The following is a 15,605-nucleotide window of genomic DNA, read 5'->3' on the forward strand; positions in this document are numbered from 1 at the left end:
TCAAAATTTAGTCATGGATATACGTAAAATATGACATTTATTCATTGTAATCGTTATTGAGTGATTGTTCAAATATAGTATTGTGAATGGCTTGAGACAAATTTCAAAGTGATATAGAAGAAGGTAGTGATAGTTGTCCTCTGCTTATATCCGTATTATAAAAAACCGCCAAATAAACTCATTATTTGGCGGTATCTAAAATACAGTGGCTAGTATCATATTTATAATGACAGTTATAACGAAAACTATAGCGAGATGTGCTGAGCTTCACCTTTCTCGACAGCAAGCTTAGCCGCAGCGGAAGCTACTGCTAAATCTTGCAAGCCAACACCGGTACCATCAAAAATGGTAATTTCTTCAGCTGAGCTACGACCCGGATGCTCACCGTTGATGACATCGCCAAGGGTGGTGATATCAGATTCTTTAATAGCCCCAGATTTAATAGCATGCTGTGCTTCACCAATAGTGATTGATTGCGCGATTTCATCTGTAAATACAGTAGCAGCAGCTACTAAGTTGACATCAACTTCTTGCTTCCCAACGGTATCGGTACCCATACAGGCGATATGCGTACCCGGTTTGATCCACTCTTTCATAAGCAGTGGCTCAAACGCTGAAGTAATAGTAATAATGACATCCGCCTCGGCACATAATTGTTCGCGTTCAACAGACTCAAACGGTACGCCTAATTCTTCAGCGACTGCTTGGAGATTCGTAAGACGATCTTTATTCTTATTCCAAGCCACTACTTTTTCAAAGTTGCGTTGCTCAAGAGCGGCACGCAGCTGAAACGTAGACTGGTGACCAGCGCCAACCATACCAAGCACTTTGCTGTCTTTACGCGCTAGATGGGCGATTGATACGGCTGATGCTGCGGCTGTACGTACTGCTGTTAGGTAGTTGCCGCCGACCAGTGCACGCAATTTACCATTATCTGGATTGAATAAAAAAATCGTTGATTGATGGTTGGTCAAACCTTTAGCTGCATTACCTGGCCAGTAGCCACCTGATTTTAGACCTAATGATTTGCCAGCGCGGTCAAAACCTGATTTAAAGCCATATAGCGCATCAGCATAGCCAATGGCTTCACGGATGACAGGGAAGTTATAGGCGTCGCCTCGTGACATTGATGCAAAAACATTTTCAACGGCGATAAAGGCAGAAGGGCGATCAATCACCGATTTGCAAGCGTCTTCTGATACGATCAACAAGCCTTCATTGTTAGCATTGTTAGCATTGTTAGCATTCACACTATTTTCTTCACTCATGATAAATTCCTTTTTATACTGCTTAATTTGTAATTATTGAATACTTTAAATAAATGAGGGCTGCTGTAGGCTAAAGCTACAACAGCCCATCTAAACTAAACTGATAGAATCATATTAATTTAGCTTATAGCTCTTGGTACAGTTCTTAGTACATTTTACCGCGTGCAGATACTGGCCATACGGTCTCGACTTTACCGTTACGCACACCAATATAAAAATCATGTACGTTACAAGTAGGATCACAATGACCCGGTACCAGTTTTAGTTTTTCATTGACTTTAAGGACGCCATTTGGATCGCTGACCACGCCATGCTCGTCTGAACATTTAACATATTCAACATCGTCACGACCGTAGATGAATGGTAGACCACTGTCAACCGACTGAGCTTTTAGACCGGCATCAACGATGGCTTTGTCAGGTTTGGCATGGCTCATCACAGAGGTTAGGATAAATAACGCATTTTCCCATTCACCAGCATCGATACGGTTGCCATCTTCATCTAAGATGCGACCATAATCGGCATCCATAAATGCGTAAGAGCCACACTGTAATTCGTTGAAAACACCTGAATTACTTTCGAAATAATAACTACCCGTACCGCCACCTGAAACGAATTCTGGTTTTAGACCAATCTCGTCTAATGCATCGATTGCTTCTTGTACTTGATCAATCGCGATTTGTGTTTTAGCTTTACGATCGCTAAAGCTATCCATATGCTGCATCGCACCTTGATAGGCTTGGATACCAGTGAATTTTAAATTTTCAGCGGCAGCAATCGCTTTGGCAATCTCAACAACCGCTTCAGTGGTAGTAACACCACAACGTCCAGCGCCACAGTCGATTTCGATATAGCAATTAAGTTCAGTGCCTGCTTCGGTTGCAGCAGCTGATAGCTCAGCGACGTTATCGACATCATCGACACAAACAGTAATTTTTGAGCCCATCTTAGGCAAATTGGCCAAACGCTCAAGCTTAGCAGGCTCACGTACTTGGTTTGATACCAATACGTCTTTGATGCCGCCGCGTACAAATACTTCGGCTTCAGAGACTTTTTGACAGCAAACACCAATAGCGCCGCCCATCTCTTCTTGCAAGTTTTGTACATCAACTGACTTGTGCATTTTACCGTGACTACGGTGACGCATATTATGCGCTTTCGCATAATCGCCCATTTTTTTGACGTTACGCTCAAGGGCATCTAAGTCCAAGATCAAACAAGGGGTTTGAATGTCAGCTTCGTCCATACCAACAGCGGCGGGTACGTTGTAACCTACTTCTAATTCTTCAGTAATCATTTTAATTCTTCCATGTGGTTAGTGAGTGTTATGAAAAGCCGTTTAAACTTGCGCATTATTTGCGCTGAGTTAACGCTTTATTTGTAATCAGTTATTGATACCTAATTGCTGATTATAAGTTGCCAATTATCAGTTCCAAGGCAGCTTGTCAAGATCAACGTTGCCACCAGTGATGATAACGCCAACCTTTTTACCGGCAAAAACGTCTTTGTTCTTCAAGATAACAGCAAGCGGTACGGCACAGCTTGGCTCGATGACGATTTTCATATGAGTCCAAGTCAGCTTCATGGCTTCAATGATTTCTTCTTCGGTCGCGGTCAAAATATCAGTCACGTAATTGCTGACAAAATGCCAAGTCAAATCTTTAAGCGGTACTTTGAGGCCATCAGCAACCGTGTTTGGCGCATCATCAGCGATGATATGACCGGCTTTAAATGAGCGTGCAGCATCATCAGCGTTTACTGGCTCAGCTGCATAGATTTTTACGTCAGGGGCTAAATTAGATAACGTCAAGCAAGTACCTGAAATCATACCGCCACCACCAATAGGTGCGACAACCATGTCAGGTTTTTCGCCAATATCTTCCATTTGCTCTAAAAACTCACGTGAGCAAGTCGCTTGTCCGGCGATGACGCGTGGGTCATTGTACGGATGGACAAAGTCGCCGCCGGTTTCTGCTTGAACTTTAGCAAAGACTTCTTCACGTGAGGTGGTTGATGGCTGGCATTCGGTGATGATACCGCCATAGCCACGTACTGCGGCTTTTTTTGCTTCTGGTGCGCTGTGCGGCATGACGACATTACAAGGTATACCACGACGACCTGCTGCATAAGACAAAGACAGGGCATGATTGCCTGAGCTGTGCGTACAAACGCCATTTTTGGCATCTTCGTCAGACAGACCGAACACCGCGTTTGATGCGCCGCGTACTTTAAAAGCACCTGCTTTTTGGAAGTTCTCACATTTAAAGAACATCTCACAGCCTGCCAGCTCATTTAAAAAGCGAGAGGTCAAAACAGGGGTGCGATGGATGTATGGCTTAATGCGCTCATGCGCCTCTAACATATCATCAAGGGTTGGAATCACTAATCCGTCTTCGTTTGTGATCATAAAAAATAGTCCTTCATCTTTTGTTTAATTACTTGTTATTTAATGGTTGGTTATCTATAGTCAGTTCAAAGTAAAAGCGATACGATTGTAATAACGTGCTATTGGCTATAATTTTTCTTGCTTGCTGTTCGCAGGCGTGACAGAGGCTGCAAAAAATTTGTAGCCAATAGCACTGTATCGTTTTTAAAATGAATCGACGATAATAGCTTTTATTTATTTGGTTGGTGCGCTATGGCGATAATACTCTTGCGCAGCAGCAACGCCTTGACCCAGTTTGATAGGGTAGTCCAAATCAACCATCGCCATCTCAATCGTGGCAAGCCCTGCTAGTACCATCACTTCAGTTAACGAGCCTAGATGACCGATTCTGAAAGCCTTACCATTCATCTCACCCAAACCAATACCAAATGAGATACCATATTTATTAAAAGCATGATCGGTCAGCTTATTACTGTCAAAGCCTTCAGGAACAAAGATGGCGCTGACGGTATTAGAATAAAGATCAGGCGTTTTTGCGCATAGCTTCATGCCCCAAGCGCTAACAGCTTGGCGTACGCCTTCAGCTAAACGGTAATGACGTGCATAGACATTCTCAAGACCTTCGTCAAACAACATCTCAAGACTTTCTCTTAAACCATAGATAAGATTTAATGGTGGCGTATAAGGAAAGCCGCCGTTGGCATTGGCTTTCAACATATCACGGAAGTCAAAATAGGTACGTGGTAACTCAGCTTCATCCATATGACTCAAGGCTTTTTGACTGACGCCCAATATTGCCATACCTGTGGCGAGCATAAAGCCTTTTTGCGAGCCAGCAACCGCAACGTCTACGCCCCAAGCGTCCATCTCAAAAGGCACACACGCAATTGAGCTGACACCATCGACGAATAACAAAGCAGGGTGGTCACTGCTATCCATGGCTTTACGAACCGCACCAATGTCACTTAAAACACCTGTCGCTGTTTCGTTGTGCGTGACCATAACGGCTTTAATTTCGTGTGCAGTATCTTCGCTCAAAATAGCTTGAAATTGGTCAGCAGGTGCGCCTGTTCCCCAATCGCATTCGACAACTTGTACATCAAGTCCGTGGCGCTGACACATATCGATCCAGCGATGTGAGAACATACCATAGCGTGCAATCAGAACTTTATCACCAGGTGATAAGGTATTGCTAATAGCCGCTTCCCAGCCGCCTGTGCCGCTAGAGGTAAACAAGATGATTTCGGCATCTTGGGTGTCAAATACTTTTTTACAATCAGCAAGCACGGGTAAGAACGTGTCTGAGAAATCAGGCGCACGGTGATCTTGCGTCGGCACGTTCATCGCGCGACGTAATCTGTCAGGGATATTGGTAGGGCCAGGAATAAAAATTGGGTTTTGTAGCGACATGATTGACATCCTTGTGAGTGCATATAAAGGGGCACAATAGTTGTATAAGCAGGGGTTCATGCGAATTTAATGCAAGAGTCTTCCTGACTCATACAGTTTGGTTTGTGTGTTTTTCAGATTTAAAAAATTAACCATGTCAAAGAAAGGAGTTGCAGGTGATTGGTCACTTTACTACTTACTGCGTTCTTTTTATGGTGTTCTTGCGGTAACGATTTTTACGAAGGATAAACTAAGAGGTTTTGGTTGAAAAGTGTAGATACTCATCAACTGATTAAAATATAGCACTAATAGTAAGTTGTAACAAGGTGTTTTTAAATAACCTTTGTGCTAGACTTCTCTAGACTATTACAGTGACTGTTTTTCGTGAATAGCTGACATTAGTCCTATTTATGGTTTTATGTCTTGACAGAAATGATTCATGATTGCAATTTCAGTTGCATGATTTATTTAAGAGCTGCCATAACTTCAGTATACTATGGTTCCGTGCCGATACTTTTGCCTTGATTGGTTATGTCAGTTGGATAACGCTTGTATTGCTACTGCTAATTACTGCGCCGTTACACTTACGTTAGCGTTATTGTCTGTTATCTTTTTGACCGCTTCTGCTTCAAATTCTGTACTATAGCTTTACAGTTTATTCAGTATCGCTTAATCTCTAACCTACTAAAAACCACTGATTCAATAAAGCAATCACAATAAAAGAAACCCTTTATTATCAAGGCTGAGGGGCTTATGAAAGACATTGGATTTCTTATAGCTATCACTTTTAAGTGTGTGAGTTTGAATGATTCTAAGAAAGTTAGATCAAGATATCAATTTATGTTATTTAATGCATTTATAAAAATATTTAAACCCTTAACTTCGTACCATCATATATTTAAATAAGAAGATTTTATCATGCCAAACCAACGTCCGTTATATATCCCCTTTGCAGGTCCTGCACTGTTAGAAACCTCTTTGTTAAATAAGGGTAGTGCTTTTTCATCAGAAGAACGTGATAACTTTAATTTAACCGGTTTATTACCTCATAATATTGAGACAATTGAAGAGCAATCATTACGCGCTTATCATCAACTTAGCTCATTTACCAGCGATATGGATAAGCATATTTACTTGCGTAATATACAAGACACCAATGAGACGTTATTTCATCATTTGATTGAGCAGCATATTGAAGAAGTGATGCCGCTCATCTATACCCCAACAGTTGGGCAGGCTTGTGAAAAATTCTCACAAATTTATCGCCGGAAACGTGGTTTATTTATCTCTTATCCTGAGCGCCATAAAATCGATGACATGCTGCAAAACGCCACCAAACAAAAAGTAAAAGTGATTGTTGTTACTGATGGCGAACGTATCTTGGGCTTAGGCGATCAAGGTATTGGAGGAATGGGCATTCCCATTGGTAAATTATCTTTATATACGGCTTGTGGTGGTATTAGCCCGGCTTATTGTCTACCCATATTATTAGACGTAGGCACCAATAATCAACAGCTGCTTGATGACCCTATGTATATGGGCTGGAGAAATCCACGAATTTCTGGCGATGAATATAATGAATTTGTCGACTTATTTATTCAGGCTGTTAAGCGTCGTTGGCCAGAAGTGTTATTGCAATTTGAAGATTTTGCACAAACGAACGCCACACCATTATTGAATAAATATCGTGATCAACTATGTTGCTTCAATGACGATATCCAAGGGACTGCTGCTGTTTCAGTCGGTACTTTGATTGCAGCGTGTTTAAATAAAGGTCAGAAACTTAGTCAACAAAACATCGCTTTCTTAGGTGCAGGATCGGCAGGTTGCGGTATCGCTGAGCATATTATTCGTCAAATGCAGCGTGAAGGGTTAACAGAAGAGCAGGCACGCAGACAAGTATTTATGGTTGATCGTTATGGTTTGCTAACCGATAGCATGACAGAGCTACAAGAATTCCAAGTACCGTTGGTACAAAAAGAATCTACTATTGAAAGTTGGGATAAAAGTCAGAAACTCGGTTTAGCGCAAGTGGTTAAACAAGCAAAAATAACCGTATTGTTTGGTGTAAGCGGACAAAAAGGTCTGTTTACCCAAGAGGTAATCGAAGCTTTATGTGTTAATACTGAACATCCCATTGTATTACCGCTTTCAAATCCAACGTCTCGTGTTGAAGCAACACCGCAAGAAGTGACTAACTGGAGCAAAGGTAAGGCAATCCTTGCAACCGGTAGTCCTTTTCCTAATACAACTTTTGAAGGTCAGTCTTTCGAAGTTTCCCAATGTAATAACAGTTATATATTTCCAGGTATTGGCCTAGGTGTTTTAGCATCGCGTGCGACGGGTATCAGCGATAATATGTTGATGGCTGCAAGCCAAGCACTGGCAGATATATCGATGGAATATGAAAAAGCACCAGGTGCAATATTACCGCCAATCAAAGTTATTAGAGAGATTAGTGAAAAAATAGCCCGTGCAGTTGCATTACAAGCGATTGAAGATAGATTGGCATTACCTATCACGGCAGAAAATTTTGAACGTCGATTAAAAGCCAATTTCTGGTTACCTAAATACCGCAACTATCGTCGTACTTCTTTCTAACTGTTAGACAGTACATATAAAAAAGCCGAATACTACTTTTAATCGTAGCATTCGGCTTTTTTATTGTTTAGATTTCACTAAAATTTGGTGTAATGGACAAAATTCATGCTAAAAAGTAGAAGGTAGTCGCTAATGGACATAATTCATGCTATTTGAGTGACTTCGAGCCTAAAAAGTCTTTAATAAACCGTAACTTACGATGCTCATTTAGCCCGTGATGACTGTGTAATTGTCGCTTTAGCTCACTGAACAACCCTTCAAGAGAATTGGTGGTGTTTGGTATGTCTAAATGCTCATACTCTCGATAAGTAAATAACCAATCGCTATTGGTTCGCAGGCTACGGTAAGCACTTCTAAGACGCTTGTGCGTGTACCATGTTTTACCAGTAACCTCATTAGCACTACGCTCACTTAGGTAGCCTTCATGAGTCAAGTACCAGTGATCCAAGTATTTTGTGAATGTGGCTTTATCAAGCTTTGTTATTTCTAAAGTAAGTCGTCTAAGCTCGATACTGGCGCTGTTCTTAGGGCGACGAGTCAGGTAGCGGGTCACTATTTGTATTTGATGAAACTGGCACATCTGACAAGGTATACTGGTAAATAGCGTCCTAAGTCCTCGTCTGCCATCGCAGGTAATGCTTTGTATATCAATGCCTAGCGATGCTAGGTGATCCACTCCTTGATTATAAGCACTGTTGGTTTCATGACTCACTATCGCGTAATAAAGAACGGTTCTAGTGGTGTTGTCCATAAAGACCATTAAACCAAACTTGCGACCAAAGTAGGTGGTGTCCATGATGATATTAGCAGTCTTTGGCCGTTTAATCTGATACTCAATACTGATTTTGTCTAAGCGTCTTTGGATGGTTTTAAGACTACAATTATATTTATCAGCCAGTTGTTTGTAGGTCTGTTTTCCTTGGGTATATTCAGTCCAAAGGGTTTGGTTGTTGAGTCTGGTGCCACCTAAAAACTGCCGTTTGCAAGATAGACATTGATACTGCTGTTTGCCTAGTTTGCGCCCGTTCTTCTTGGTGTGTTTGTCACGACAAAAAGGGCAGTTTTTTGATTCATGACGTTGATTCCTTGCAAATATAGACAGTATATAGCTTCAGAGCCTACACCAGCATGAATTTTGTCCATTACACCGAAAATTTAAGCAATAAAAAACCCCGTAAACATTAAGTTTGCGGGGTTTGAATTTGGTGGGCCCAGTAGGACTTGAACCTACGACCAAAGGATTATGAGTCCTCTGCTCTAACCAACTGAGCTATGGGCCCTTTAGTCGCACAATCATACCTGATTTTTATATATTTTCAAGTAAAACTTAGCAAGAATGCCATACTATTTGATAAATTATTACTAATTGCCACCCGCTAGCGTCAAACTACGGCCACCATCCACCGTTATTATCTCACCCGTCACATAACTGGCTTGCGCCAAATAGAGCACGCTATGAGCAATATCAGCAGGGATACCTATTCGCTGCATAGGAATGGAGCTTATAATATTACTTTGCTGCTCGCTATCAAGTGCTTGATCGCTATCTGCATCGGGTAAAATATTGACCCCAGGCGCGATACCATTAACGCGCACATCTGGCGCCATATCCAGCGCTAAAGACTGCACCATCATCCGATGCGCCGCCTTTGCCATATTGTAGACCGTATAATTGGCAAACGGCTTATCATGCGCGTGAATATCAAGCAGACTAATAATACAGCCTTGCTGATTTTTTAGATAAGGATATAGCGATTGGCTTAACAACAATGGCGCTTTGGCATTGGTCAAGAGCAGCTCGTCCCATTGGTCATAATTAATACTGCCAAGGAGAGTAGGGTAAAAGCGAGAAGCATTATGTACCAATACATCTAGTTGCCCAAATGCCTGCATGATAATTTTAGTCAATTGCGCTAGAGTGTCGATATGATTGACCACTGCCAAATCCGCGACAATAACCACAGCACTATGAGCGCAAGTATTATTCAGTGCGTCTGCTAATGCATATGCCTCTTGCTCACTATGATGACAATGGATAATGACGCGATAGCCTTGCTTATGAGCCGCACGAATAATCGCCGCGCCAATACGCTTAGCACTGCCTGTAACAAGCATAACAGGGGCAGATGCCATCATAGGCTGAGTATTTTTAGATGTTTGAGTCATAATAGAGTTTTAATTAGGATATGGTTTTAAAATTTTAAAGCGTGTTTAATCTTTTTTTGTCAGGCCGTTTGCGTTTGTAAATGCTCAATTCTGCATTGACGCAAGGCTTTACCAATGGCTGGACCTTTGAGACTTTGAGCAATATCATTCATACCAATACTGTGAAAGCTATTTAATGCTAACATCATCTGACGGTGCTGTAGAGCTAACTGCAATACTTGGCTTGTGACCAAGAGCTGCGAGAGTTTTTCGGGCTCTTTATGGGCGCTACAAGCTTGAATAAGATCTATTTTATCAGCAGCACTAAGATGAGTTATAGCGCTTAATTTTTCAGCTTGTTGTACGAATAAACTGGCAAACTGGGTTTGTGCTTTTGGTGCTTTAGCCATATTGCCGATGTCATTAATACTCTTGATAGACACTGTCGTATCAGGAATTCCTAAATCACTAGGCTTGGTCTGAAATAACGATGGCTTAAGGCTAGCCATTAATAGCGCCCAACGCTGTGATAGATTCAATTGCATTTGACCGGAAAAATAGAGCGCTGTTTGTACGGTCTCTCGTATCTGAGTATTATTCCAAGCCTGATGTAGTGGCGCAAGGTACTCTGTAAGGGCGCCGATATCAAATAGCTGCTGCCAGTACACTTGAGGGGAGAGTTGAAGCGTCGCGCGGCTTGACTCTTGCCAAATACGCTCACTACTTAAATGGGCAAGCTCTCCTGAAGCAACCAATTTACGCATCAGGGCTAGCGTATCATCAGCGATGGTAAAACCCAAATCATAGTAGTGGCTATAAAAGCGCGCCGTTCTCAGCACTCGTAAAGGGTCTTCGCTAAAGGCGCTTGAGACATGGCGCAAAGTCTTGTGCTGTATGTCGTTCAGTCCGCCATAATAATCAATCACACCATCGTTTATTGGCGTATCGTCAGTTAGGCTGGTAACCTCGATAGCCATGGCATTGACCGTCAAGTCGCGACGTTGTAGATCGTCTTTTAAGCTGACATCAGGACTGGCATGGACGCTAAAGCCCTGATAGCCCAGACCTTGCTTGCGCTCAGTTCGTGCTAGCGCATATTCCTCGCGGCTCACTGGATGCAAAAATACAGGAAAATCTGCGCCTACTTGCTGAAAGCCGGCGTCAAGCATCTCATTAACTGTTGCCCCAACGACGACAAAGTCTTTATCTTTAATAGGGCGTCCTAATAGTTGATCACGTACTGCACCGCCGACGAGATACACTTGCATAATATTCTCTTTATATTTACTACCAATTGACCTAAATTTTTGCCAAAAAAAACCCCGCCAATGCTAAGAGTATTGGCGGGTTTTAGTATAGCAGATGGTCCCTATAAAAAACGCTAGAGACCGTCTTAATTGCGCACTTTACAGAGCGTAATCGACTACTACTGCTCGCTTTCTAAGTCTTGAGCTTCAGTCACCGCAAGCGCCGTCATATTGACCACACGGCGCGCTGTCGCTGATGGCGTCAGGATATGTACAGGTTTGCTACCACCTAATAAAATAGGACCAATAGACGCGCTACCCGTTGCTGTCTTAAGCAAGTTAAAGGCAATGTTTGAAGCATCTAACGTTGGCAAGATGAGTAGGTTCGCTGACCCTTTAAGATTGCTTGATGGCAAATCATTGGCACGGATATGCTCATCAAGTGCGGCGTCGCCTTGCATCTCACCGTCGAACTCAAAATCAACATTCATCTCGGTCAGTAGTTGATGTACTTTACGCATTTTGACGGCGCTGGCACGATCAGAGGTGCCAAAGTTTGAATGTGACACCAACGCCACACGCGGAGTGATACTAAAGCGGCGCAATTGCTCGGCTGCCAATACAGTCATTTCAGCCAATTGCTCAGCAGTTGGATCTTCATGGATATACGTATCAGCAATAAAGATATTACGATCTTGCATGAGTACGGCATTCATCGCATAAAAATCATTAATACCTTCTTTTTTATCAATCACTCTGCTAACGTATTTTAAATGCAGTTGATAATGACCGAATGTACCACAAATCATGCCATCAGCATCGCCATTTTCAACCAAAAGAGCACCAATTAAAGAAGTCTTGCGGCGCACATCACGGCGAGCAAGCTCGATACTGACGCCAGTACGTTTATTTTTCTCGTAGTAACCTTTCCAGTAATCGTTATAGCGCGGATCATCATCAATATTGACAATAGTGATGTTTTCGCCATCTTTTAGGCGTAGTGCTAGCTTGGCGATGTTGTTTTCAATCACTGAAGGGCGACCGACCAAGATTGGATACGCCAATTGTTCATCGACGACCACTTGTACCGCTAACAATACGTTGCTGTCTTCGCCTTCACAATAAACGATGCGCTTAGGATCGTCTTTTGCGCGAGCAAAGATAGGCTTCATCACAAACGCTGAGTTATAGACAAACTCAGATAAACGTTGACGATAGGCTTTCATGTCAGCGATAGGCAGCGTTGCAACGCCTGAATCCATTGCCGCTTTTGCGACTGCAGAGGCGATTTCAATGATTAGGTTTGGCTCAAGTGGTCCTGGGATCAGGTAATCACGACCAAAGCTTGGCGTGCTTTCAACATTTTTGATGTTGCTCATTGGCGTCGCTTCCATATGTGCCATAGCAGCAATGGCGCGTACGCATGCAATTTTCATCTCTTCATTAACCGTCGTTGCGCCCACATCTAATGCACCGCGGAAGATATAAGGGAAACATAAAGCGTTGTTAACTTGGTTCGGATAATCAGAGCGACCGGTTGCCATGATGACGTCCGGACGAACGGCATGGGCAATCTCTGGCATGATCTCAGGTGTTGGGTTAGCAAGTGCAAAGATAATAGGGTCTTTTGCCATACGGCGAACCATGTCTTCTGTCAATGTGCCAGGCATAGATAAGCCTAAGAACATATCAACATCATCCATCAGCTCTTCAATAGTCGTGGCAGTGGTTTCACGAGCATAGCGCTGTTTGGTTTCATCAAGGTTTTCACGGGTAGTAGAGATAATGCCACGTGAGTCTGATACGTAGATATTGTTTTTATTGACACCAAGGGCGCAAATGATATCCAAGCAAGAAATCGCTGCAGCACCGGCACCAGAACAGATGACTTTAATATCTTCAATTTTTTTGTTCGTGATGATTAATGCATTGAGCATCGCCGCTGCAACAATGATTGACGTACCATGTTGGTCATCATGGAATACTGGAATGTTCATACGCTTACGCAATTCGCGCTCGATTTTGAAACACTCTGGTGCTTTGATGTCTTCTAAATTAATCCCACCAAACGTAGGCTCTAAAGAGGCAACTGCCTCAATAAATTTGTCCGGATCGTTTTGTGCAATTTCAATGTCAAAAACGTCGATACCAGCGAACTTTTTAAATAGAACCCCTTTGCCTTCCATGACAGGCTTTGATGCCAATGGACCGATATTTCCCAACCCTAGCACAGCAGTACCGTTAGTGATAACACCAACTAAGTTACTACGTGCGGTATATTTTGCCGCAAGAGACGGATCTCTTTGAATCTCAAGACAAGGTACTGCCACACCTGGTGAATAGGCGAGCGCCAGATCACGTTGGTTTGCCAATTGCTTGATAGGGGTGACTGAGATTTTACCGGGGCGGGGGAACTCATGGTAATGTAAGGCAGCTTGTTCAAACTGCTCTTTCTCCGTACTAGGGGTGTCCGTATTCAAAGTGATATCGTCATTCATAATAATTGCCATGGTTAGGATAAATTAAATGGTGATAAAAACTAATGCCTAATTCTCAAAAATCATTGAATATGATTAATGAGTGTACATTGAGTGTTATGGGGTGATACGCGTCTTTTAGACATCAGCAAAAAAACAACAATAGTGCAAAATAGGTATTCTACATTATTGCCAATTACTTGCCTAGCTAAGCGCCGTGAACTATACAAACAATATAATAAATTGATATTCATTATTTAGCCAGTTGATAATGCCAAAAAACTGACCCAAATATCAACCCTAAATGTAAAATATTTCAAAATATTACAGAAAAATATCTATCAAGAAGAGCAGCTGATCGGCATTTGCGGTGCATAAGGCGCAGGCGGCAAGGTATCAAGGTCAATGGCGCTATCCTGTCGCGTATAGGGCTTAGCAAGCAGATCAAATACTCGATTCAATTCTTCAAACTGTCCTTGCTCTGCGGCAACAATAACGCGCTGAGCCATACTGTTACGCAATACATAAATTGGATTACTGGTTTGCATCTCTTCAATCGCTTGAGTAATCGATACCTGCTGTATTTGTGCCAAATAACGCATTGACCACGCTTGCCAGACTTGCTGTGCTTCAGGGTTCAGCTCGTCCGTCATGGTTGCAAGCAACTGCTGCTCATAAGAATGTTGGTCCGGTGCGATTAATGCTAATAATGCTCGGAAACTATTGGTATAGTCGAGTAAATTGTCCTCTAATAACGTTAACCATTCGAACGCCAAGCCTAGGCTCTCACGCTGATGCGGTAATCCAAGCTTACGACACAGCCCTTGCTGATAATGCTGCATAAAGGTCGCCTCATAAGGCGCGAGGCAATCTGCTAACGTTTCGCGCGTCACACCATCTAGACGCATAAAGTGTGGTAGCCAAATATTTAGATTCCAATGACCAATAGCAGGTTGGTTTTGATAGGCATAGCGTCCGCTGTGGTCAGAGTGATTATTGATCCAAGCAGGGTTAAAGCGCTCCATAAAACCAAATGGACCAAAATCCAAGGTACTGCCAGTAATAGACAGGTTATCCGTATTCATAACGCCATGCGCAAAACCAATCAGCTGCCAGTCGGCTATCATGCGTGCTGTACGCTCAACCACCGCCTGCAAAAATGCTAAGACTGGCGTGTCACTATCACGGCACTCAGGGTAGTAAGTGTCAATCATATAATCGGTAAATTCGCCCAGCAAATCAGGCGCAAAGCTGGCAATCCACTCAACATGACCTAAGCGAATATGACTGTCAGCGACTCGCATTAAGGCCGCTCCTGCTTCTATTCGCTCGCGGCGCACTTTGGTATCTGATACCACAAAACCCAAGGCGTTAGAGGAGGCGATGCCAAGCTGAGTCAACGCATGACCACATAAATACTCACGAATGGTACTGCGTAATACCGCACGTCCATCGCCCATACGCGAGTAGGGCGTCAAGCCTGCACCCTTTAGATGCAAGTCTTGTAATTGGTTGTTTTTATCAAGCACTTGCGCCATCAGTAAGCCGCGCCCATCGCCCAATTGCCCCGCCCATTGCCCAAACTGATGACCGGCATACGCCATCGATAAAGGCTGAAATTCAGCTGGCACGTACTGTCCACCGAGTATATCAACCCAACGTGCCATCAAATCCACATCTTCCGTCCAGCCAAGCTGCTCAGCAACTTGATTATTAAAATGACCGATACGAGGATTGTCTAATGGGTTTGGCAATTGTTTGTGATAAAGACGCGTGTCTAATTTGACATAAGTATTCTGATAGCGCATAAGAGCCGTTCCAATTGAGAGATAAAAGCTAGGAGAGGATATTTAAGATATGAATAGAATAAACGCACTATAACATAGCCTTGATATGGCAGCATTGCACTCTGTCCCTCTCTTGTAAATCAGGGTTATTTATTACATGGTTAGTTATATATCACTATAGTCAGTGAAAAGTAATATCGACACATGATGTACTGCTGGTATCAATTTTTCTTGCTTGCTGTGCCCATGCAGACAGAGGCTGCAAAAAATTTGTGCCAGCAGTAGCGTAGCGTTTTTAGAGTATT

10 protein-coding genes and 1 tRNA gene are annotated in these 15,605 nt (G+C 42.7%); 1 reads left to right on the top strand and 10 read right to left on the bottom strand.

What is annotated here, in order from left to right; genetic code table 11:
- Positions 1-245: 245 nt before the first annotated feature.
- The 4 genes from bhcD to bhcA all read right to left on the bottom strand — a co-directional run bounded on the left by bhcD (position 246) and on the right by bhcA (position 5,064).
- The gene (bhcD, locus tag JMW90_RS10050) at positions 246-1,268 is read right to left on the bottom strand and encodes an iminosuccinate reductase BhcD (protein WP_201563768.1); all 1,023 of its coding nucleotides are present in this window, start codon (positions 1,266-1,268) and stop codon (positions 246-248) included.
- A gap of 145 nt (positions 1,269-1,413) precedes the next feature.
- Positions 1,414-2,565, bottom strand: coding sequence for a 3-hydroxy-D-aspartate aldolase BhcC (bhcC, locus tag JMW90_RS10055; RefSeq protein ID WP_201563770.1), 1,152 nt, complete (start codon positions 2,563-2,565; stop codon positions 1,414-1,416).
- Between the two features lie 129 nt (positions 2,566-2,694).
- A complete protein-coding gene (gene bhcB / locus JMW90_RS10060) occupies positions 2,695-3,675 on the bottom strand; it encodes a beta-hydroxyaspartate dehydratase BhcB (protein ID WP_201563772.1) in 981 nt (326 codons plus the stop codon).
- A gap of 213 nt (positions 3,676-3,888) precedes the next feature.
- Entirely contained in the window at positions 3,889-5,064 is a 1,176-nt protein-coding gene (bhcA, locus tag JMW90_RS10065) for an L-aspartate--glyoxylate aminotransferase BhcA (protein ID WP_201563774.1), read from the bottom strand.
- An 897-nt stretch (positions 5,065-5,961) separates the two neighbouring features.
- Between bhcA and JMW90_RS10070 the strand changes: the two genes are divergently transcribed.
- Positions 5,962-7,644, top strand: coding sequence for an NAD-dependent malic enzyme (locus tag JMW90_RS10070; RefSeq protein WP_201563776.1), 1,683 nt, complete (start codon positions 5,962-5,964; stop codon positions 7,642-7,644).
- A gap of 148 nt (positions 7,645-7,792) precedes the next feature.
- Here the strand turns inward: JMW90_RS10070 and JMW90_RS10075 are convergent, their stop codons facing one another.
- The 6 genes from JMW90_RS10075 to JMW90_RS10100 all read right to left on the bottom strand — a co-directional run bounded on the left by JMW90_RS10075 (position 7,793) and on the right by JMW90_RS10100 (position 15,321).
- The gene (locus JMW90_RS10075) at positions 7,793-8,749 is read right to left on the bottom strand and encodes an IS256 family transposase, variant Zn-binding type (RefSeq protein ID WP_420825322.1); all 957 of its coding nucleotides are present in this window, start codon (positions 8,747-8,749) and stop codon (positions 7,793-7,795) included.
- 98 nt (positions 8,750-8,847) lie between these two features.
- Positions 8,848-8,924, bottom strand: a tRNA-Ile gene (locus JMW90_RS10080).
- 82 nt (positions 8,925-9,006) lie between these two features.
- Complete coding sequence (locus tag JMW90_RS10085; protein ID WP_227691935.1) at positions 9,007-9,810, bottom strand: pteridine reductase; 804 nt, start codon at positions 9,808-9,810, stop codon at positions 9,007-9,009.
- A 59-nt stretch (positions 9,811-9,869) separates the two neighbouring features.
- Positions 9,870-11,057, bottom strand: a complete 1,188-nt coding sequence (locus JMW90_RS10090) for a tRNA nucleotidyltransferase/poly(A) polymerase-related protein (protein ID WP_201563780.1) — start codon at positions 11,055-11,057, stop codon at positions 9,870-9,872.
- A 158-nt stretch (positions 11,058-11,215) separates the two neighbouring features.
- Positions 11,216-13,534, bottom strand: coding sequence for an NADP-dependent malic enzyme (locus JMW90_RS10095; RefSeq protein WP_201563782.1), 2,319 nt, complete (start codon positions 13,532-13,534; stop codon positions 11,216-11,218).
- Positions 13,535-13,854: 320 nt separating this feature from the next.
- The gene (locus JMW90_RS10100) at positions 13,855-15,321 is read right to left on the bottom strand and encodes a protein adenylyltransferase SelO (protein WP_201563784.1); all 1,467 of its coding nucleotides are present in this window, start codon (positions 15,319-15,321) and stop codon (positions 13,855-13,857) included.
- Positions 15,322-15,605: the final 284 nt, after the last annotated feature.

The organism is Psychrobacter glacincola, from assembly GCF_904846215.1.
In the GTDB taxonomy this organism is placed as follows: Bacteria; Pseudomonadota; Gammaproteobacteria; order Pseudomonadales; family Moraxellaceae; genus Psychrobacter; species Psychrobacter glacincola.

Coding starts and splice junctions, on each gene's coding strand:
- bhcD (WP_201563768.1), bottom strand. CDS start 1,268: ATGAGTGAAGAAAATAGTGTGAATGCTAACAATGCTAACAATGCTAAC.
- bhcC (WP_201563770.1), bottom strand. CDS start 2,565: ATGATTACTGAAGAATTAGAAGTAGGTTACAACGTACCCGCCGCTGTT.
- bhcB (WP_201563772.1), bottom strand. CDS start 3,675: ATGATCACAAACGAAGACGGATTAGTGATTCCAACCCTTGATGATATG.
- bhcA (WP_201563774.1), bottom strand. CDS start 5,064: ATGTCGCTACAAAACCCAATTTTTATTCCTGGCCCTACCAATATCCCT.
- JMW90_RS10070 (WP_201563776.1), top strand. CDS start 5,962: ATGCCAAACCAACGTCCGTTATATATCCCCTTTGCAGGTCCTGCACTG.
- JMW90_RS10085 (WP_227691935.1), bottom strand. CDS start 9,810: ATGACTCAAACATCTAAAAATACTCAGCCTATGATGGCATCTGCCCCT.
- JMW90_RS10090 (WP_201563780.1), bottom strand. CDS start 11,057: ATGCAAGTGTATCTCGTCGGCGGTGCAGTACGTGATCAACTATTAGGA.
- JMW90_RS10095 (WP_201563782.1), bottom strand. CDS start 13,534: ATGAATGACGATATCACTTTGAATACGGACACCCCTAGTACGGAGAAA.
- JMW90_RS10100 (WP_201563784.1), bottom strand. CDS start 15,321: ATGCGCTATCAGAATACTTATGTCAAATTAGACACGCGTCTTTATCAC.